This window comes from Rhizobium sp. BT-226 (genome assembly GCF_025847085.2).
Classification (GTDB): domain Bacteria; phylum Pseudomonadota; class Alphaproteobacteria; order Rhizobiales; family Rhizobiaceae; genus Rhizobium; species Rhizobium sophorae.
Genome location: NZ_JAOYTI010000001.1, coordinates 694842 through 713878, shown reverse-complemented (window position 1 = coordinate 713878; position 19037 = coordinate 694842). Strand labels below are relative to the sequence as shown.

The 19037-nt window shown below is 62.0% G+C and carries 15 protein-coding genes; 7 read left to right on the top strand and 8 right to left on the bottom strand.

Going from position 1 to position 19037, the window contains the following annotated elements:
* Positions 1 to 55 precede the first annotated feature (55 nt).
* The gene (locus OIU37_RS03745; RefSeq protein WP_168311213.1) at positions 56 to 550 is read right to left on the bottom strand and encodes a histidine phosphatase family protein; all 495 of its coding nucleotides are present in this window, start codon (positions 548 to 550) and stop codon (positions 56 to 58) included.
* A gap of 276 nt (positions 551 to 826) precedes the next feature.
* Between OIU37_RS03745 and dksA the strand changes: the two genes are divergently transcribed.
* Positions 827 to 1246: an RNA polymerase-binding protein DksA gene (gene dksA / locus OIU37_RS03740; protein ID WP_017964517.1), complete on the top strand. Its 420-nt coding sequence runs from the start codon at positions 827 to 829 to the stop codon at positions 1244 to 1246.
* 63 nt (positions 1247 to 1309) lie between these two features.
* Here dksA and OIU37_RS03735 read toward each other — a convergent pair whose 3' ends face one another.
* Together OIU37_RS03735 and OIU37_RS03730 are read right to left on the bottom strand one after the other, a co-directional pair.
* Positions 1310 to 1945, bottom strand: a complete 636-nt coding sequence (locus tag OIU37_RS03735; protein ID WP_264255795.1) for a DUF1062 domain-containing protein — start codon at positions 1943 to 1945, stop codon at positions 1310 to 1312.
* Between the two features lie 429 nt (positions 1946 to 2374).
* Positions 2375 to 3445 (bottom strand): flagellar biosynthetic protein FliO, encoded by a 1071-nt coding sequence (locus OIU37_RS03730; RefSeq protein WP_264255794.1) that lies wholly within the window; start codon positions 3443 to 3445, stop codon positions 2375 to 2377.
* A 299-nt stretch (positions 3446 to 3744) separates the two neighbouring features.
* Between OIU37_RS03730 and cckA the strand changes: the two genes are divergently transcribed.
* The gene (gene cckA / locus OIU37_RS03725) at positions 3745 to 6348 is read left to right on the top strand and encodes a cell cycle histidine kinase CckA (protein WP_077978293.1); all 2604 of its coding nucleotides are present in this window, start codon (positions 3745 to 3747) and stop codon (positions 6346 to 6348) included.
* 237 nt (positions 6349 to 6585) lie between these two features.
* Here cckA and OIU37_RS03720 read toward each other — a convergent pair whose 3' ends face one another.
* Both OIU37_RS03720 and OIU37_RS03715 read right to left on the bottom strand, forming a co-directional pair.
* Positions 6586 to 7512 (bottom strand): pseudouridine-5'-phosphate glycosidase, encoded by a 927-nt coding sequence (locus OIU37_RS03720; RefSeq protein ID WP_240603175.1) that lies wholly within the window; start codon positions 7510 to 7512, stop codon positions 6586 to 6588.
* A gap of 85 nt (positions 7513 to 7597) precedes the next feature.
* Entirely contained in the window at positions 7598 to 8542 is a 945-nt protein-coding gene (locus OIU37_RS03715; RefSeq protein WP_171602635.1) for a carbohydrate kinase family protein, read from the bottom strand.
* 229 nt (positions 8543 to 8771) lie between these two features.
* Here OIU37_RS03715 and recA point away from each other — a divergent pair, with 229 nt between their 5' ends.
* The 3 genes from recA (at position 8772) to OIU37_RS03700 (ending at position 13688) form a co-directional block, all read left to right on the top strand.
* The gene (recA, locus tag OIU37_RS03710; protein WP_003540131.1) at positions 8772 to 9866 is read left to right on the top strand and encodes a recombinase RecA; all 1095 of its coding nucleotides are present in this window, start codon (positions 8772 to 8774) and stop codon (positions 9864 to 9866) included.
* Positions 9867 to 10020: 154 nt separating this feature from the next.
* Positions 10021 to 12675 carry an alanine--tRNA ligase gene (alaS, locus tag OIU37_RS03705; RefSeq protein ID WP_264255777.1) on the top strand — a complete coding sequence of 885 codons (2655 nt, stop codon included), beginning with the start codon at positions 10021 to 10023 and terminating at the stop codon, positions 12673 to 12675.
* Positions 12676 to 12836: 161 nt separating this feature from the next.
* Positions 12837 to 13688 carry a GyrI-like domain-containing protein gene (locus OIU37_RS03700; RefSeq protein ID WP_264255774.1) on the top strand — a complete coding sequence of 284 codons (852 nt, stop codon included), beginning with the start codon at positions 12837 to 12839 and terminating at the stop codon, positions 13686 to 13688.
* A gap of 44 nt (positions 13689 to 13732) precedes the next feature.
* Here OIU37_RS03700 and OIU37_RS03695 read toward each other — a convergent pair whose 3' ends face one another.
* The 3 genes from OIU37_RS03695 to OIU37_RS03685 all read right to left on the bottom strand — a co-directional run bounded on the left by OIU37_RS03695 (position 13733) and on the right by OIU37_RS03685 (position 16165).
* Positions 13733 to 14359: a glutathione S-transferase family protein gene (locus OIU37_RS03695; protein WP_182211344.1), complete on the bottom strand. Its 627-nt coding sequence runs from the start codon at positions 14357 to 14359 to the stop codon at positions 13733 to 13735.
* A 77-nt stretch (positions 14360 to 14436) separates the two neighbouring features.
* Positions 14437 to 14883 (bottom strand): GNAT family N-acetyltransferase, encoded by a 447-nt coding sequence (locus OIU37_RS03690; RefSeq protein ID WP_264255771.1) that lies wholly within the window; start codon positions 14881 to 14883, stop codon positions 14437 to 14439.
* Positions 14884 to 14953: 70 nt separating this feature from the next.
* Positions 14954 to 16165, bottom strand: coding sequence for an NADP-dependent isocitrate dehydrogenase (locus tag OIU37_RS03685; protein WP_240603179.1), 1212 nt, complete (start codon positions 16163 to 16165; stop codon positions 14954 to 14956).
* A gap of 186 nt (positions 16166 to 16351) precedes the next feature.
* Here OIU37_RS03685 and OIU37_RS03680 point away from each other — a divergent pair, with 186 nt between their 5' ends.
* Both OIU37_RS03680 and OIU37_RS03675 read left to right on the top strand, forming a co-directional pair.
* A complete protein-coding gene (locus OIU37_RS03680; RefSeq protein WP_171602630.1) occupies positions 16352 to 16900 on the top strand; it encodes a hypothetical protein in 549 nt (182 codons plus the stop codon).
* 97 nt (positions 16901 to 16997) lie between these two features.
* Positions 16998 to 19037 (top strand): FUSC family protein, encoded by a 2040-nt coding sequence (locus tag OIU37_RS03675; RefSeq protein ID WP_264255770.1) that lies wholly within the window; start codon positions 16998 to 17000, stop codon positions 19035 to 19037.

The following is a 19037-nucleotide window of genomic DNA, read 5'->3' as shown; positions in this document are numbered from 1 at the left end:
CTGCCGGCAATATAGGAAGGGCGCGCCGCCCGCAAAAGACGCGGCGCGAAAGTCTTCAGACGACGACGAAATCGGTGAGGCGCCAGACGGCGGCGGAAGCGTCGTAATCGACGACGGCAAGGCCTGCCGTCGGGAAGCCGCCGGGAAGGGCGCTTGCCATCGCCTCATGACCGATCAGCGCTTCCAGCGCCTGCTCCATGGTTGGATTGTGGCCGACCAGCATGACGGCCGCCTCATCCTGCGCATCGACGATCTCCAGATAGGTATCGACCGTGGCGTTGTAGAGCGCATCGACATAGCGCACGTCGAGCGTGACGCCCATTGCCCGGTGGACGGCGCCGGCGGTGTCGCGGCAGCGCAGTGCAGTCGAACTGATCACAAGATCGGGACGGTAGCCCTTGTCGGCGGCCTTATCGGCGATGATTTCGGCATCGCCAAAGCCCTTTTCGTTGAGCGGCCGGTCGAAATCGCGCTGTCCGGGTTCGGCCCAGGCGGCCTCGGCGTGGCGCAGGAGATAGATGCGGTTGGGCGGAGGCAGGGGTACGGTCATGGGCAAATCCAGGATCCAGCGGGCCTTTTCAGTAGCGGTTGCAATCGGCCGGCGTCAACCGTCCGCGCTGCTCCGGCTGCCCAAAACGCGGCTGACAACACGGCCTTTTGAAGGCGAAGCAAAAAACGCAGGCCGGAATAATGATGAGAAAATAGTCTGTTAGCCGAAAACTGTAACAGATTTAAAAATCTGTTTACCTGTCGTATTAGGCTTGAATCGCGGCTAGCGCTTGGGATATACACCCGGCCAGATGAGATGTTCTTCAGGAGAATCGCGTTGAGTGAGAAGATCGATCTTAGCAATTACGTTCCCTCGGAAGAGGAAGAATTCATGAACGTAAACCAGCGTGCGTACTTCAGGGCGAAGCTGGTTGCATGGAGAAATGATATCCTTAGAGAAGCGCGTGAGACACTCGACCATCTGGCCGAGGAAAGCGCAAACCATCCCGACCTCGCCGACCGGGCGTCGTCGGAAACAGACCGGGCGATCGAACTTCGCGCCCGTGACAGACAGCGAAAGCTGATTTCGAAGATCGACGCGGCACTGCAGCGCATCGAAGACGGCACCTACGGCTATTGCGAGGAAACCGGCGAACCGATCGGCCTTAAGCGTCTCGACGCCCGCCCGATCGCGACATTGTCGATCGAGGCGCAGGAGCGCCACGAACGCCGCGAAAAGGTCTATCGCGACGAATGACAATTTTCACGCAGGCATGAAAGCAGAACAGGCGCCGCGATCCGATCGCGGCGCCTTTTACAATTACGGTGAGCTTCCGGTCGCCACAGACCTCCACCATTGCTCCCGGCCGGTCTCGGCGGCGAGGTCGACTGTAACCGTGGTGCCGCTCTTGATCCGCCGCCGCAAAACGTCGGCTCGATTCGAATCCGTCCGCAGCATGCCACCATCGTGAAGAGCCTGTAGCCGGGTGCGTGAAACTTGCAACTCGGACGCCAGCAGGCGGTCGAGGCGCGTACTTGATGGAAACGGGACCATCAGTTCGATTTCCAGTCGCGTCCAATTGGCAATTTCCTGCTGCATCTCTTTTGCGATTTCAAATTCGGCAAACTCGTCGACATGCTGCGACTTGCGCCTGAGAGCCTCGAGGTTGAACGCTTCTGCCCGGATCCAATCCGGATCGTTGGACTGCAACGCCTCGAGGATCGCGGGATCGATGTCGCGAACATTGCGGCGCTCGAAGATCGGACGGTTCCACGTCTTTTCGCAGGTCGAGCATTTGTAGATAAGCCAGGCATCGAGCTTGCGGCCATTGGCGTTGAGCCGGATCTTGTTGCTGCATCGGAAAGCTCTGAGTCCCCCGCAGCCGCTGCATACAATCCAGGGCTGGGGCGCTGTTTTCGGCAGAATGGTCCATCGGACCCGAAGGGTATTGCACATATCGTGTTGGTCTTCCGTTCGGAAGTCCACCAGGATGGTGCGTGAGAAAGCCCTTGCGGGCGCGGTGTGGCGATGTTCTGGGCGGGGCGGAAGAGCTGAGACAGCGGAGCTGCACATGGCACATGTCAACAATGCCAAACCGGTCTCTCGCCACCACCCGATGAACATGTTCATACGCCGTCAGCGCGTCGCTGTCCGGCAGTACGGGTGAAATTGGAGTGAGACCGGTATTTACTTAGGCAAACTATGACCTCGATGCGCCAACGCTCTTCAACCGGAGCGATACCAAATTATCAGCACAAGATGGAGTCCCCTGACGCATCGGGAACTGAAAGTCGCGGCATTGCGGCTTTTATGCAACTTGGTGATGAAGGAAAGTCGGAGGTACGTTCCGCTCACTTGTCGCGCCCGGTCACTTGTCGTGCCCAGTCACTTGTCGCGGTTGACGCTCATCTCGCCGAAGATACGGGCGACTTCCTTTTGCAGATCGGTATCGGCGCCGGTGATCGGGGCCATTTCCGGATCGCGGCGCGGCAGGTTTCCGGGTTGCGGCGCTCCGGGCCGGGGCGCCTGGTTTGCCGGCGCCGGCACGATGCGTTCGGCGGTCAGATTGTTCGACATTTCCTGTTCCAGCACCCGCTGGAAATCAAGACGGCTCGCTGCTGCCGACTGCGCGGCCGAATCGTCTTCGGCGCTACCTAGTGCGGCGCGTGCGGCCGCCGGCATATCCTTGACAGGCGGGGCGGAGACCTCGGGTTCGATGCGCTGCTGCGGCAGCACGCGCTGGCGGGCGGCATCGAGGATCTCGGTGGCACTTGAGGTATCGTGAAACGGTATGGGCTGCGCGGCCGGGGGAACGACGGGACGCTCCAGTGGGCGCGGCTGGGGCGGGACGGCACGCAGAGGATTGTCGCGTTCGGCCGACAGCGGCGCTGTCACCGGCTCTGCCGGAAGGGGGCTCGTGACCACCGGCGGTGCCACGGCAGGCTGGGCCGGCGGTTGGGCCAACGGTTGGGCCGATGATTCTGGCCGCGGGCGCGGCTCTGGCGAAGCCGGCGCGGAGAAAGTGGGCTCGGCGGCCGGCTCGACACGGGCTGCGACCGGCGGGCGCGGTGGCGAGACCGGTGGCGTTTCCGGCCGCGCGACAGATATCGGACGCTGCTCGACGGGTTGCGGACGGATGGCGCGGTCCGGCTGCTCGGCCGCTGCCGGTAGGATACGGCTTTCAATGACGATATCGCTCGGGCCGCCGATCATGATCAGGTGCTCGACATCGTCGCGGCGCACCAGCACCAGCCGGCGACGGGCATCGACGGCTGCGGCATCCAGCACTTGCAGGCGGGGTTGGCGATTGCGGCCGCCGCGCACGAAGGGTGAGGGCGCCCGGCTGCGGATCACCCAGAGCACGATGATGAGCAGGAGAAGCGCCAGGCCGACGCCACCGGCCGCAAGCAGGAAACGGCTGCCATAAGCTCCGACAACATCATCCAACATAGTCACTCACTCCATTTCGCATTCGGCACATATTGACGACTTTTCCGTTCCTTAGGCAAGGGCCGCCGATGCTGTCCAGTCACGGGAGAACGCGATTTCGTGTTCCGCTGCTTGGCACCCGGCGACCTTGCGCACGGGTGGCAGCGTTGGGCTTCTGGGGCAGATGGCGCTGTTGCCTGTGAATTCAAGCAGTCTTGCCGGCTAGCGGTGTTTTTGCCGACGCGGCAAATTGCTAAGAAGGAAAGAGTGCCTGATTCCTGCTTCGTGTTCGTGCTACGAAGCGGGAGGGCTTATGTGAGGAATACATGACGAAACCGCGTCAGGCCGACGACTATAACGCACCGCTTGTGGATCGTGGGGGGCGTTCTGGCACGGTCTTGCGCATTCTTCTGCTGGCGCTCGTGCTGATCGCAGCTGCCGGCGCCTTCGTCTTCTTCAAAAAGTCGCTCGACAACGAGGTGGTGCTTGGCGGTCTCGGCGTGCTCGCCATGGTCGGCATCTTCTTTCTGGTGTCTTCGGTCATCGGCTTCATCGAGGTGATGCCGCAGCATCAGTCCGACAGCCTGGCGCGCGCCTTCCTCAACAGCCATCCCGACGGTACGCTGATCACCGACGAAAAAGGCCGGATCATCTATGCCAATGCCGCCTATGGCGCGCTGACCGGCGCACGTAAGGCGACCGAGGTGCAGACGCTGGAAACGCTGCTGTCGCGCCATCGCGAATCCAACGAGGCGCTCTACAGGCTGGTCAACGGCCTGCGCGAGGGCAAGGAAGGCCGGGAGGAATTTCGCCTGCTGCGCGCCGTCGGGCCTGGCAGCAACAGCTCCGGCGCGCATTGGTACCGGCTGAAGGCGCGACTGCTGCAGCCGGAGGAAAACGGCGGCAAGCCGCTGCAGATCTGGCAGATCACCGATATCACCACGGAGCGCGACGACCAGGAGCGCTTCTTCAAGGAATTGCAGAACGCGATCGACTATCTCGACCATGCGCCGGCCGGCTTCTTTTCCGCCGGCAGGAAGGGCGAGATCTTCTACCTGAATGCGACGCTTGCCGAATGGCTGGGCCTCGACCTCACCAAGTTCGTGCCGGGCTCGATGACGATCGGCGACGTCGTGGCAGGCGAGGGACTGGCGCTGATCCAGTCGGTGCAGGCCGAACCGGGCCTGAAGAAGACCGTGACGCTCGATCTCGACCTGCGCAAGAGCAACGGCCAGAGCCTGCCGGTGCAGATCATTCATAGTGTCACCTCGATGCGCGATGGCGCACCCGGCGAAAGCCGGACGATCGTGCTGGCGCGTGAAAAGAGCGATGCCGGCGGCCAGTCCGCTTCGGCCGCCGCCATGCGCTTCACCCGCTTCTTCAACAATACGCCGATGGCGATCGCCTCGGTCGACGGCAACGGGCGCATCTTGCGGACTAACGCGCCGTTCCTGAAGATGTTCTCCGGCGTCGTCTCGCGCGACGATCTCGAAAAGGCGCCGCATCTTGAAACCATCGTACAGGAGAGCGACCGGCCACAGCTGGCCGCGGCGCTGGCGGCGGCCAAGGACCGGCAGGGCGACATCGCGCCCCTCGACACCCGCACACCGACCGACGAGGCGCGCTATTTCCGCTTCTATGTCAATGCCGTCATCGACCAGAGCGATGAGGCGCCAGAGGAGGCGGCGATCGTTTATGCCGTCGAGGTGACCGAGCAGAAGGCGCTGGAAGCGCAGATGGCGCAGACGCAGAAGATGAATGCGGTCGGCACGCTCGCCGGCGGCATTGCACATGATTTCAACAATGTACTGACGGCGATCCTGCTTTCCTCCGACCATCTGCTGCTGCAGGCGCGGCCGGCCGATGCTAGCTTTGCCGACCTGATAGAGATCAAGCGCAACGCCAACCGCGCCGCAGTGCTGGTGCGCCAGCTGCTCGCCTTCTCACGCAAGCAGACGATGCGGCCCTCGGTGCTGAACCTGACCGATGTCGTCGGCGACCTGCGCATGCTGGTCGACCGGCTGCTTTCCGGCACCAATGTCAAGCTCGACGTGCAATATGGCCGCGACCTCTGGCCTGTCAAAACCGACCTTTCGCAGTTCGAGCAAGTGTTGATCAATCTCTGCGTCAATGCGCGCGACGCGATGCCCGAGGGTGGCACGCTGACACTGCGCACCCGCAATCTGACCGCCGCCGAGGTCTCGGCCTTCAATTACTCCTACATGCCGGCCGAGGACATGGTGCTGGTCGAAGTCGCCGATAACGGCACCGGTATCGCACCGGAGATCATGGACAAGATCTTCGAGCCTTTCTTCACTACCAAGGATGTCGGCAAGGGCACCGGTCTTGGCCTCGCCATGGTCTACGGCATCGTCAAACAGTCGGGCGGCTACATCCAGCCGGAATCCGAAGTCGGCAAAGGCACGACCTTCCGCGTCTTCCTGCCGCGCCACATTCCGGAGCCGGCGGTGGCCGCCGAAGCAGGTTCGATCGACGGCGCCATCGCCGGGGCCGAAGTGGTGCCGCTGCCGGTGTCGCCGCAGCAGCCGGAGGACCTGACGGGATCGGCCGTCATCCTTCTCGTCGAGGACGAGGAGGCGGTGCGCCGTGGCGGCAAGCGCATGCTGGAAACGCGCGGCTACACGGTGCACGAGGCGGGCTCGGGTGTCGAGGCGCTGGCCATCTTGGAAGAACTCGACGGTAAGGTCGACATCGTCGTTTCCGACGTCGTCATGCCCGAAATGGACGGCCCGACGCTGCTGCGCGAGCTGCGTAAGACCTATCCCGACATGAAATTCATCTTTGTTTCCGGCTACGCCGAAGATGCCTTTGCCCGTAATCTGCCGCCGGAGGCGAAGTTCGGCTTCCTGCCGAAGCCGTTTTCGCTGAAGCAGCTTGCTGTTGTGGTGAAGGAGACGTTGGACGGGTGAGGGAGGGTTGTCGGAGGGTGAGCGTGGGCGTTGTGCCGTGTCAGCCCCCTCTACCCTGCCGAGCATCTCCCCCACAGGTGGGGAGATCACAAGGGGCGAACGCTTTCCATCACATCAACGTTTCTCCGAGCTGCAATGGAAACTTGGTTGGGGAAGCCGGTGCTTCCTGCCAATCTCCCCACCCGTGGGGGAGATGCCCGCCAGGGCAGAGGGGGCACCGCCGGCGGCCCGTAGTCCTCATTCACCCAGCGCCACCGCAATCTCAGCAGCAAGCCGCGCGTTGTTTTCGACGAGCGCGATGTTGGTCTTCAGGCTCTGGCCATCCGTCAGGTCGAAAATAGTCGACAGAAGATAAGGTGTAACCGCCTTGCCGGTCACTTCATCGCGCTCGGCGCTGTCGAGCGCTCGCTCGATATAGATTTCCATCTCTTCGCGCGCGATCTCGTCGGCCTCGGGCACGGGGTTGGCGACGAGCATGCCGCCGTCGATGCCGAGCTGCTCGCGCACCGTCTGGAAATTGGCGATCGCGGCCGGGCTGTTCAGCGACAGTGGGCTTGGAATGCCGGAGGAGCGCGACCAGAAGGCGGGGAATTCCTCGCTCTCATAGGTGACGACGGGCACGCCGCGGGTTTCCAGCACTTCCAGCGTCTTTGGAATGTCGAGGATCGCCTTGGCGCCGGCGCAGACGACGATGACGCCGGTGCGCGCGAGTTCCTCGAGATCGGCCGAGATATCGAAGCTTTCCTCGGCGCCGCGATGGACGCCGCCGATGCCGCCTGTGGCAAAGACACGGATGCCGGCGCGCGCCGCCGCAATCATCGTCGCCGCAACCGTGGTGGCGCCGGTGCGGCGCTCGGCGATGGCGAAGGCGAGATCGGCGCGCGACACCTTCATCACTTCGGTCGCCTTGGCGAGTTGCTCCAGTTCCGCAGCTTCAAGGCCGATGTGCAGCGTGCCGTGAATGACGGCGATCGTTGCCGGCACCGCACCCTGTTCGCGAATAATCGCCTCGACGCTGCGGGCCATCTCGATATTGCCGGGATAGGGCATGCCGTGGGTGATGATCGTCGATTCCAGCGCCACCAGCGGCGCGCCGCGCTGCTTGGCGCTGGCGACTTCCTTCGAATAAGCGATCGGCAAAAGAGGGGAGACGGGCTTGGTCATGGTCTTGTCCTGTGATCGACAGAGCATGATGCCGAAGGTGTGAGTGGTTTTCGGACAACATCATGCTCAACTATAGTTAGCCGCTTCAATGCAGAATTCTGACCTTGGGAACAAGGGCGAGCACCTCATTCAGCAGATCGGGCGTCAGATTTTCGTTGACGGCGTGCTGCGACTGCACGGTCAGTATGGCGGCCGCAGTGCCGTGGCGGACGGCTTCTTCGAGCGGCAGGCCTGATATCAAGGCAGCGAGTGTGCCGGCAGCAAGAGAATCGCCGGCACCCGTGACATCGGCGACGGTGTCGGCGATCGGCGGCTGCAGCGTCACGGCGCTGCCATCGCAAAACGCGACGAGCTCGCGCCGGCCGCGGGTGACGACGGCGTTCCTGATGCCGATCTCGTTCAGCAACGGCGGCCAGCCCGCAGCCTCTTCCGGCCGCTCACCGGCAAGGGCGGCAGCTTCAGCCTCATTCAGAAACAGGTAGTCGATATCTCCGATGCAGGGCTTCAGCCTGACGACCTTGGCCGGCGAGATGGCAATTGCCGCAACGGGCTTGTCTAGCGAGCGTGCCTTGGCGACGATCGCCGCGATCGTCTCTTCCGGCAGGTTGGCGTCGAAGAGGATGAAATCATGCGCGGCGAAGGCCTCCCGCACCCAGCGGATGGAGAGACGTCGCGGCACGAAGAAGCGGTAAAGATCCATGTCGGCGAGGGCGATCACCAGATTGCCGTCCTTCTCGATGATCGCCGTGTAGCTCGGCGTCTTGCGGTCCAGGAAGACGAAGGGCCGGTCGTCGATGCCGGCGAAATCGGCAGCTTCTCCGACCGTCTCGCCCATCGGATCGCCGCCGCGCGGCGAGATCATCGTCACCTGAAAACCGAGCCTCGCCAAGTTGCGCGCCGCATTGAAGCCACCGCCGCCCGGTTCCTCGAACCAGGTGCCGGGATTGCTGGCGCCAGGCGCCGTCTCACCGGAGATGCGGCCGCGCCGGTCGACATGGGCGCCGCCGAGAACAAGAATCTTTTTCTTCATCCGATCCGCTCTCCCGATGCCCGAAGGACGAATCGATACGGTGCGCCACGTCGCGGTTGAGTCGACACTTTTGGCCTAAGCCGTTGCTTTTCATTGATAAAACAAATGCAGAACACGTGTCGTTTTACCTTTTTCTTTCAACTGTTTGATCGCCTATTGCGAGATTGGAACAAATAGGGTACAAACTCGACATTGCTTGAGCGGCTTCAATAACCTAAAGGTGGATCGGATGTCTCAGAATTCATTGCGGCTGGTAGAGGACAAATCGGTGGACAAAAGCAAGGCGCTTGAAGCGGCACTCTCACAGATAGAGCGGTCGTTCGGCAAGGGCTCGATCATGAAACTCGGCTCCAACGAGAATGTTGTCGAGATCGAGACGATCTCGACCGGCTCGCTTGGCCTCGATATTGCACTCGGCGTTGGTGGCCTGCCGAGGGGCCGCATCATCGAAATCTACGGGCCGGAAAGCTCCGGCAAGACGACGCTTGCACTACAGACGATTGCCGAAGCGCAGAAGAAGGGTGGCATCTGCGCCTTCGTCGATGCCGAACATGCGCTCGATCCCGTCTATGCCCGCAAGCTTGGCGTCGACCTGCAGAACCTTCTGATCTCGCAGCCCGATACCGGCGAGCAAGCGCTCGAAATCACCGATACGCTGGTGCGCTCCGGCGCCGTCGACGTTCTCGTCGTTGACTCGGTCGCCGCACTGACGCCGCGTGCCGAAATCGAGGGCGAGATGGGCGATAGCCTTCCCGGTCTTCAGGCGCGCCTGATGAGCCAGGCGCTGCGTAAGCTCACCGCTTCGATCTCCAAGTCGAACACCATGGTTATCTTCATCAACCAGATCCGCATGAAGATCGGCGTCATGTTCGGTTCGCCTGAGACGACGACGGGCGGCAATGCGCTGAAATTCTATGCCTCCGTGCGCCTCGACATCCGCCGCATCGGCGCGGTCAAGGAACGTGAAGAGGTGATCGGCAACCAGACCCGCGTCAAGGTCGTCAAGAACAAGATGGCGCCGCCCTTCAAGCAGGTCGAGTTCGACATCATGTATGGCGAGGGTGTTTCCAAGACCGGCGAACTGGTCGATCTCGGCGTCAAGGCCGGCATCGTCGAGAAGTCAGGCGCCTGGTTCTCCTATAACAGCCAGCGTCTCGGCCAGGGCCGTGAAAACGCCAAAACCTTCCTGCGCGACAATCCGGATCTCGCCCGCGAGATCGAACTGTCGCTGCGCCAGAATGCCGGCCTGATCGCCGACCGCTTCCTGCAGAATGGCGGACCGGACCCGGATGACGGCGATGGCGATGCCACTGCGGAAATGTAATTTTCGCGCTTGAACTCATCGGACAGTTCCAACCGGCCGCATTCCTGATGAGAATGCGGCCGGTTTTGTTTGTCTGCTGGACAGTGGCGGGGGCGAACGTTAAAAGCCGATGGATTTAAATTTACCTGCCTCGGGCAGCATTGAAGGGCATAGCATGAGCGGCGTGAACGATATCCGGTCGACCTTCCTCGACTATTTCAAGAAGAACGGCCATGAGATCGTCCCGTCGAGCCCGCTCGTGCCGCGCAACGACCCGACGCTGATGTTCACCAATGCCGGCATGGTGCAGTTCAAGAACGTCTTCACCGGCCTCGAAAAGCGTCCCTATTCGACGGCGACGACGTCGCAGAAATGCGTGCGAGCCGGCGGCAAGCACAACGACCTCGACAATGTCGGCTATACTGCACGCCACCTGACCTTCTTCGAGATGCTCGGCAACTTCTCCTTCGGCGACTATTTCAAGGAGAATGCGATCGAGCTTGCCTGGAAGCTCGTCACCGAAGGCTTCGACCTTCCGAAGAACCGCCTGCTGGTAACCGTCTATTCCGAGGACGAAGAAGCAGCAGCGCTTTGGAAGAAGATCGCCGGCTTTTCCGACGACAAGATCATCCGCATCCCGACCTCTGACAATTTCTGGCAGATGGGCGATACAGGCCCCTGCGGCCCATGCTCGGAAATCTTCATCGACCAGGGTGAGAATGTTTGGGGCGGCCCTCCGGGCTCAGCGGAGGAAGATGGCGACCGGTTCCTGGAATTCTGGAACCTCGTCTTCATGCAGTTCGAGCAGACCGAGCCTGGCGTTCGCAACCCGCTGCCCCGTCCGTCGATCGACACCGGCATGGGTCTGGAGCGCATGGCCTGTATTCTCCAGGGCGTCCAGAGCGTATTCGATACCGACCTCTTCCGCACGCTGACCGGCACCATCGAGGATACGATAGGCGTCAAGGCGGAGGGCAGCGCCAGTCACCGTGTCATCGCCGACCACCTGCGCTCCTCTGCCTTCCTGATTGCTGACGGCGTGTTGCCTTCAAATGAAGGCCGCGGCTATGTGCTGCGCCGTATCATGCGCCGCGCCATGCGCCATGCGCAGCTTCTCGGCGCCAAAGAACCGCTGATGTACAAGCTGCTGCCGACGCTGGTGCAGCAGATGGGTCGCGCCTATCCGGAACTGGTGCGTGCCGAGCCGCTGATATCAGAAACGCTGAAACTCGAGGAAAACCGCTTCCGCAAGACGCTGGAGCGCGGCCTATCGCTTCTCTCCGACGCGACTGCGGACCTTGCCAAGGGCGACATGCTTGATGGCGAGACCGCCTTCAAGCTCTACGATACCTATGGTTTCCCGCTCGACCTGACGCAGGATGCGCTACGCGCCCGCGAGATCGGCGTCGACATCTCCGGCTTCACCGATGCGATGCAGCGGCAGAAGGCGGAAGCCCGCTCGCATTGGGCCGGTTCAGGCGAAAAGGCGACCGAGACCATCTGGTTCGAGCTCAAGGAAAAGCACGGCGCGACCGAATTCCTGGGTTACGACACCGAGACGGCTGAAGGCGTGGTGCAGGCGATCGTTAGGGACGGCGCTGTTACGGCCCAAGCTATGGCCGGCGACAAGGTACAGATCGTCGTCAACCAGACGCCGTTCTACGGCGAATCCGGCGGCCAGATGGGCGATACAGGCGTGATCTCGTCCGATCACGGCAAAATCGAGATTTCAGACACGCAAAAGAGGGGCGAAGGCCTGTTCGTGCATCAGGGTACTGTCATCGACGGTGTGGTCAAGGACGGCGATGCGGTCGTGCTTACGGTCGATCATGCCCGTCGTTCGCGGCTGCGCGCCAACCACTCGGCGACCCACCTGCTGCATGAGGCGCTACGCGAGGTGCTCGGCACGCATGTGGCGCAGAAGGGGTCGCTGGTCGCGCCCGAGCGCCTGCGCTTCGACGTTTCGCATCCGAAGCCGATGTCGGCCGAGGAGCTGAAGTTCGTCGAGGATATGGCAAACGAGATCGTGCTGCAGAATTCGCCGGTTACCACGAGGTTGATGAGCGTCGATGATGCGATCGCTGAAGGCGCGATGGCGCTGTTCGGCGAAAAATACGGCGATGAAGTCCGGGTTGTCGCGATGGGCGAGGGTGTACGCGGCGCCAAGGCCGGCAAGCCCTATTCGATCGAACTCTGTGGCGGCACCCATGTCGGAGCCACCGGCCAGATCGGCCTGATCCGCGTTCTCGGCGAAAATGCCGTCGGCGCCGGCGTTCGCCGTATCGAGGCCGTCACTGGCGAATCGGCGCGCGAATATCTGGCCGAACAGGACGAGCGCGTGAAGACGCTTGCCGCCTCGCTGAAGGTGCAGCCGGGCGAAGTGCTGTCACGTGTCGAAGCGTTGATCGACGAGCGCCGCAAGCTCGAAAAGGAATTGGCCGACGCCAAGCGCAAACTCGCCATGGGCGGCGGGCAGGGCGGCTCGGCCGATGCCGTGCGTGAAGTCGCCGGCGTCAAGTTCCTCGGCAAAGCGATTTCGGGCGTCGATCCCAAGGATTTGAAGGGACTTGCCGATGACGGCAAGACCAGCATCGGCTCTGGCGTCGTTGCTCTCGTCGGCGTGTCCGACGACGGCAAGGCAAGTGCTGTCGTGGCGGTGACACCGGATCTGGTGCAGCGCTACAGCGCCGTCGATCTCGTCCGCATCGCATCTGCCGCCCTCGGCGGCAAAGGCGGCGGCGGCCGCCCCGACATGGCGCAGGCCGGCGGCCCCGACGGATCGAAGGCCGGCGAGGCGATCGAGGCGGTTGCCGTAGCACTCGCCGGCTGAGCTGCCGGTTTATTCCCGAGTTTCGAAAGGCGGAGGCTTAGCTTCCGCCTTTTTCGTTTCATCCTTTTTGTTCTGGGGCTTCCGCCTCAGAGCAAGTCAGCAGGATTTGTCAAATCGGGATAGGGTTCTCTCAAGCCGATCGATTTGCACGAGGTTCCGACATGAATGGCGAAACGGCATGGGCACTTTATGAAAACCGTCTGAGACGGGTTTCGGCCTATATTCACGACCACCTCGACGAAGAGCTGGATATGGAGCGCCTTGCCGAGATCGCCTGCATGTCGAGCTATCACTGGCACAGGATCTACCGGGCGATTTACGGCGAGACGCTGGCGGCCACCGTCAAGCGGCTCAGGCTGCATCGCGCGGCGGGCGAGATCGTCCGCACCGAGCTTGCCGTCGGCGAAATTGCGAAGCGATCAGGCTATCCCAATCTCCAATCCTTCAATCGTATCTTCAAGTCGGTCTACGGCATGCCGCCGGCCCGCTACCGGAAAGAGGGAAGCCACACAGCCTTTGAACCCTCACCTAACGGAAAGACCAAAGCCATGTTAGACATTACCATACGCGAGATCGGGCCGATCGAGGTGATCGGCGTTGCCCATACCGGTTCCTACATGCAGATCGACAAGGCCTTCGAGACGCTGTTCGGCACGCTTTACGCCCGCGGCCTCGCCAAGCCCGACATGCGGATGATTGGCATCTATCTCGACGATCCCGATCTTGTGCCGGAAGAAAAGTTGCGCTCGATCGCCTGCGTCACCGGCGCTGCCGAAATGCCGGCGGCGGCACCCTTCGAGCGGCGCACGATCGACGGCGGCGATTATGCGGTGCTGCGCCACAAGGGTCCCTATGCCGACATGTCCAAGTCCTATCAGTGGCTCTTTGCCGAATGGCTGCCGAAATCCGGCCGGCAGTTGAAGGACAGGGTCATGTTCGAGGAATATCTCAACAATCCGCGCGAGGTGCCGCCGACCGAGCTTCTGACGGACATTCACATGCCGCTTGTCTAAAGTCGTCGGTCGGGGGCGCGGCGGATCCGCCGCGCCTTTGACACTCAAGCGGCCTGCATGGTCTTGATGGCTTCGTCATCAAGGGCGTTGGCCCGCTTGTAGGCCTCACGCTGGCTGATGCGGCCGACATAGTCGAGGAAGGCCTGGCGTCTTTCGATGCCGCCGAATCCGATGCCCCAGCCGATATGGGAGCCGACATAGACGTCGGCGGCGGTGAAGCGCTCGCCGGCGATGTAGGTCGAAGCGGAGACGGCTTTCTCCAATGTGTCCATGACGTCGTCGAAACCGCCGCAGCCGGCCATGCGCAGGCGTTCCTTCGGAATTTCGAAGCCGAGAGCCTTCATCGTCACCGCCGATTCGAGAGGACCGGCGGCAAAGAATATCCAGCGGTAATAGCGCGCACGCTCTTCCGGTCTCGGCGCCAGCGCCTTGTCGGGGAAGGTTTCGGCGAGATAGGCGCAGATCGCCGCGCATTCGGTGACGATAGTATCGCCATGGCGGATCGCCGGCACCTTGCCCATCGGATTGACCGCGAGATATTTGGGCGCTTTCATCGTGTCGCCGAAGGTCAGGTATTCGGTGCGGTAGGGCTGGCCGATCTCCTCCAGCATCCAGCGCGCGATGCGGCCGCGCGACATTGGGTTCGTATAGAATACCAGTTCCTCGGTCATGAAATCCTCCTCGTGTTCCGGTTATTCCATCCCACGGAATCAATAGGGCAGCGATGTCTGCCTGCAAGCCCCAATCGTCAGAGCGGCTTGCGATACTGGATGAAACCGGAGCGCTCTGCGATCCTGTCGTAGAGCTGGCGGGCCGTTGCATTCGTTTCGTGGGTCATCCAATAGAGCCTGCCTGCACCGTTTGCGCGGGCGAGATCGGCGACGGCCTCGATCAATACGGCACCGGTGCCGAGCCCGCGCTGGCTGTTGTCGACATAGAGATCCTGCAGGTAGCAGGTCCATTGCGGCAGCCAGCAGGAGCGGTGAAAGACGGCATGGACGATGCCGACGAGACGGCCATCTTCGTCGAAGGCGCCGAGCGCATGTATCGGTTCGTCAGGATCGTGGAAGCGAGCCCAGGTGAGATCCGTGGTTTCGGGCGGGATGACCACTTCGTAGAAGCGCTGATAGGCCTCCCATAGGGGTTCCCAAGCCGTACGATCCGAGGGTTCAAGCGGTCGCAGGATGGCCGTCATCGGTTCATTCTCCCAAAATAAAACGGCGGGGAAATCCCCGCCGCTTCGATGTTATCTCGGAAAGACCGGCTTACGCCATGGCCTTCTGCAGGTTCTGGTCGATCTTGTCGAGGAAGGCGGTGGTGGAGAGCCACGGCTGATCGGGGCCGATGAGCAGCGCCAGGTCCTTGGTCATGAAGCCGGATTCGACGGTGTCGACGCAGACCTTTTCCAGCGTTGCGGCGAAGCGGGCAAGCTCGGCATTGTCGTCGAGCTTGGCGCGATGCGCCAGGCCACGGGTCCAGGCGAAGATCGAGGCGATCGAGTTCGTCGAGGTTTCCTGGCCCTTCTGATGCTGGCGGTAGTGACGGGTGACCGTGCCGTGCGCGGCTTCGGCTTCGACCGTCTTGCCGTCGGGCGTCAGCAGAACCGAGGTCATCAGGCCGAGCGAGCCGAAGCCCTGGGCAACGGTATCGGACTGGACGTCGCCGTCATAGTTCTTGCAGGCCCAGACGTAGCCGCCGGACCACTTGAGCGCCGAGGCGACCATGTCGTCGATCAGGCGGTGTTCATAGGTGATGCCGGCTTCCTTGAACTGATCCTTGAATTCGGTCTCGAAAACTTCCTCGAAGATGTCCTTGAAGCGGCCGTCATAAGCCTTGAGGATGGTGTTCTTTGTCGACAGATAGACCGGCCACTTGCGCATCAGGCCGTACATCATCGAAGCGCGGGCAAATTCGCGGATCGATTCGTCGAGGTTGTACATGGCCATGGCAACGCCGGCGCCCGGTGCGTTGAAGACTTCCTTCTCGATGACGGTGCCGTCTTCGCCGACGAACTTGATCGTCAGCTTGCCCTTGCCGGGGAACTTGAAATCGGTGGCGCGGTACTGGTCGCCGAAGGCGTGACGGCCGACGACGATCGGCTTGGTCCAGCCTGGAACCAGGCGCGGCACATTCTTGCAGATGATCGGCTCGCGGAAGATGACGCCGCCGAGGATGTTGCGGATCGTGCCGTTCGGGCTCTTCCACATTTCCTTGAGGTTGAATTCCTTGACGCGGGCTTCATCCGGCGTGATCGTCGCGCACTTGATGCCGACGCCGTACTTCTTGATGGCGTTGGCGGCATCGACGGTCACCTGGTCGTTGGTGGCGTCGCGGTTTTCGACGGACAGGTCGAAATAGTCGATGTCGAGGTCGAGATACGGATGGATCAGCTTATCCTTGATGAGCTGCCAGATGATGCGCGTCATTTCATCGCCGTCGAGATCGGCGACGGGATTGGCGACCTTGATCTTGTTCATGTATCTGCCTCGTTCGAGCTTGAATGGGGACGGAGTCCCGGGTGGGTGATGTGATGAGGAGCGCTATAGCATTGTGAACCGGGAACGCAAAGCTGCAAGGGGTTCGACAATGCGTTTTTGCCGGCATTGCCAGGCGCTGAAATTTAGCTAGTGTCCGCCTCGATCTACCGCTCCGGACATTCGACCATGAAGACAATCGCCGTTGTTATCGCATGCCTTATCGCCTTTTCGGGCGCCAGCCATGCTGGCGCCGACATCGGTGATGCCGCTGACATCACCGCTCCCGTGAAGGAGATCATGGATGCGACCAGGAGCAACTGGGCCGACAATAACAGCGACTGGACCGACATCTTCGACGCGAGCCGGCTTGATCATCTCTACAGCCGCGATTTCGTCGCGAAATACCAGGCGGCGGCGCAGTTTCCCGCCGTCGACGACGATGGCATTTCGCCCTTCGACTACGACGTCATCGTCAATGGCCAGGATGCCTGCCCGCTGGAGGATCTGACGATGGTGGCAGCGCCTGTGGTCGACGGCGTGGCCGAGGTGACCGTGCGCTTCAAGAAATCCGCCTGTTCGCATGCGCCCGATGCCAAGGATTATACGACCGTTCGTTTCGAGGTGGTCGAGGAAGGCGGCAAGCCCGTCATCGACGATATCGTCACCGAGAATATCGAAACGCAGGCGCGCGATTCCCTGAAGACAACGATGGCGCTGATTGCCAAGGGCCAATAGGCGCGGGACGTTCAAGAGCATCGAGATTCGATCTCGGGCGGTTTGATTTCCGCTCTTGCGGCGGTATCTGTTGATCCCTGGGCGGCATGAGGGGCTCTTGCATTTGTTTTCCGGTTTTCAGTTCCGCGACTGGCTGCTTGCCAACGATCCGGCGCTTTCGCGCCTGCGCATGGCCTCGCGGGTGACGCTGACGATCGTCCTTTCCTTTGCCATCCTGTTTGCCATCCAGATGTTCATCGTGCCGCTGCCGACGGCGGCCTTCGGTCTCGGCATCGTACTGTCGATCGAAGGTGGGGTGGCGGTGCGCGACAAGGGCAATTCGCGCCAGCTGGTGACTCGGCTTTTCGGCTGTCTCGCGAGCATTGCCGTCGTCGCCATCGCCGCGGGGCTGGAGGATCGACGTTTTCTCTCCGATCTCGTCTTCCTGGTGGTGATCGCGCTCGCATCGGCTGGGCGGGTGTTCGGGCCGCGCGGTTTCGCAATCGGCATGTTCGCCTTCACCTCCTATTTCATGGGCGCCTATTTCCAGCCTTCGCTTGCCGAGCTGCCTTATGTGGCGACCGGCCCCGTCGTCGCGGTGCTGGTCGGCCATGTGGTGAGGGCGGTGCTTCTGCCGGATGATTGGCGGCGCGACCTGCTGCGCTCGCTCGAAAGCGTGCGCGGCCGGATCAACCAGATCCTCTTCAAGCTCGCCACCCTTGCCGGCAGCGGTCATATCGGCGAGGCCGACCGGCAGGAGCTGCGCCAGCTGGAGGACCGGCTGAAGGAAGTGGTGCTGATGGCCGAAACCTTCATCCCGCGCCCGCCGGCCGGCGTCTTCGACGGTGCTTCCGATCCCGCCGCGGAACTGGCGATCCGGCTCTTCGATGCGCATCTCGCTGCCGAAAGCGCGATCGTGGTGAGTTTTCAGAGCCTGCCGCCCTTTGCGCTCGTTCATGCGGTGATCGAGGCGGATGCGACTGAACTAGCACCCTATAGTGCCATGGCGGAAGCCATCAAGGACGAGCCGCAGGGCGAAACCGTGCGGGCGCTGCTCTGGCTCGGCGAGGCGCGGCAGCAATTGACGCAGGCGATTGGCGAGGGGCAGGCTTCCGGCTTTGCCGGCATCGATGCCGTCAAGGACACGGCGCAGCCTGAAAAGATCGACTTTTCCTTTGCCAATCCGCTGCTGCGCTCGGCGCTGCAGATCACGCTCGCCTCGGCACTCGCCATGGGCTTCGGTCTGCTTCTGTCGCGCGAACGCTGGTTCTGGGCGGTGCTGGCCGCCTTCCTCGTCTTCACCAACACCAATTCACGCGGCGATACGGCGATGAAGGCGCTGTCGCGCTCGCTGGGCACGGTGTTCGGGATTGCCATCGGCCTTGCGCTGGCGACGCTGATTTCGGGTCAACTGGTCATCGCCATTCCGGTAGCGGCCGCCTGCATCTTCCTCGCCTTCTATTTCCTGCAGGTCTCCTATGCGACGATGACCTTCTTCATCTCAATCGTGCTCTGCCTGGTCTACGGCATGACCGGGGTGCTGACGCTCGATCTCCTGCAATTGCGCATCGGGGAGACCGTGATCGGCGCGGTGGCCGGGACAGCGGTCGCCTTCCTCGTCTTTCCCGCACGCACGCGTGGCGCGCTTGATGCAGCACTCGCCCGCTGGTTTCAGGCGCTGGACGAGTTGTTGAGCGCGATCGGCAAAGGCAAGAGCGGTTTTGCGCTGATTGCGCTGTCGCAGAAGATCGATGCCTGCTACCGCGACGTAACGGTGGCGGCGCGGCCGCTCGGCTCGTCCTGGTCGGTGGTGACGCGGCCCGGCCAGATCCGCCAGACGCTGGCGATCTTCCTCTCCTGCACCTATTGGGCGCGCATCCTGGCGAAGAGCTACGCAGCATCGGCCGAGGCCGACGAGCTGAAGAGGCTGATCGCGGCGGATCTGGCGCTGACCAGGGATGCCGCCCCGCGTGGCTCGACCTGTTTCTTCATCGAGCGTACGGCGTCGCGCACGACAGGACGGCATCTGCCGCTGTCGCGCGAGGGCGCCAGACTCGGGCTCGAAATGATCGGTTCGGCGCTGGAAAGGCTCTATCCGCAGGCTGATGTCTTGCCGTTTGCACCGGGCGAGGCTATTGCGCGCTCGAGACAGGGATAA

What these genes read in the sequence shown, in the direction of transcription:
- OIU37_RS03745 (WP_168311213.1), bottom strand. Translation starts at nt 550, where the DNA reads ATGACCGTACCCCTGCCTCCGCCCAACCGCATCTATCTCCTGCGCCAC.
- OIU37_RS03735 (WP_264255795.1), bottom strand. Translation starts at nt 1,945, where the DNA reads ATGTGCAATACCCTTCGGGTCCGATGGACCATTCTGCCGAAAACAGCG.
- cckA (WP_077978293.1), top strand. Translation starts at nt 3,745, where the DNA reads ATGACGAAACCGCGTCAGGCCGACGACTATAACGCACCGCTTGTGGAT.
- OIU37_RS03720 (WP_240603175.1), bottom strand. Translation starts at nt 7,512, where the DNA reads ATGACCAAGCCCGTCTCCCCTCTTTTGCCGATCGCTTATTCGAAGGAA.
- OIU37_RS03715 (WP_171602635.1), bottom strand. Translation starts at nt 8,542, where the DNA reads ATGAAGAAAAAGATTCTTGTTCTCGGCGGCGCCCATGTCGACCGGCGC.
- recA (WP_003540131.1), top strand. Translation starts at nt 8,772, where the DNA reads ATGTCTCAGAATTCATTGCGGCTGGTAGAGGACAAATCGGTGGACAAA.
- alaS (WP_264255777.1), top strand. Translation starts at nt 10,021, where the DNA reads ATGAGCGGCGTGAACGATATCCGGTCGACCTTCCTCGACTATTTCAAG.
- OIU37_RS03700 (WP_264255774.1), top strand. Translation starts at nt 12,837, where the DNA reads ATGAATGGCGAAACGGCATGGGCACTTTATGAAAACCGTCTGAGACGG.
- OIU37_RS03695 (WP_182211344.1), bottom strand. Translation starts at nt 14,359, where the DNA reads ATGACCGAGGAACTGGTATTCTATACGAACCCAATGTCGCGCGGCCGC.
- OIU37_RS03690 (WP_264255771.1), bottom strand. Translation starts at nt 14,883, where the DNA reads ATGACGGCCATCCTGCGACCGCTTGAACCCTCGGATCGTACGGCTTGG.
- OIU37_RS03685 (WP_240603179.1), bottom strand. Translation starts at nt 16,165, where the DNA reads ATGAACAAGATCAAGGTCGCCAATCCCGTCGCCGATCTCGACGGCGAT.
- OIU37_RS03680 (WP_171602630.1), top strand. Translation starts at nt 16,352, where the DNA reads ATGAAGACAATCGCCGTTGTTATCGCATGCCTTATCGCCTTTTCGGGC.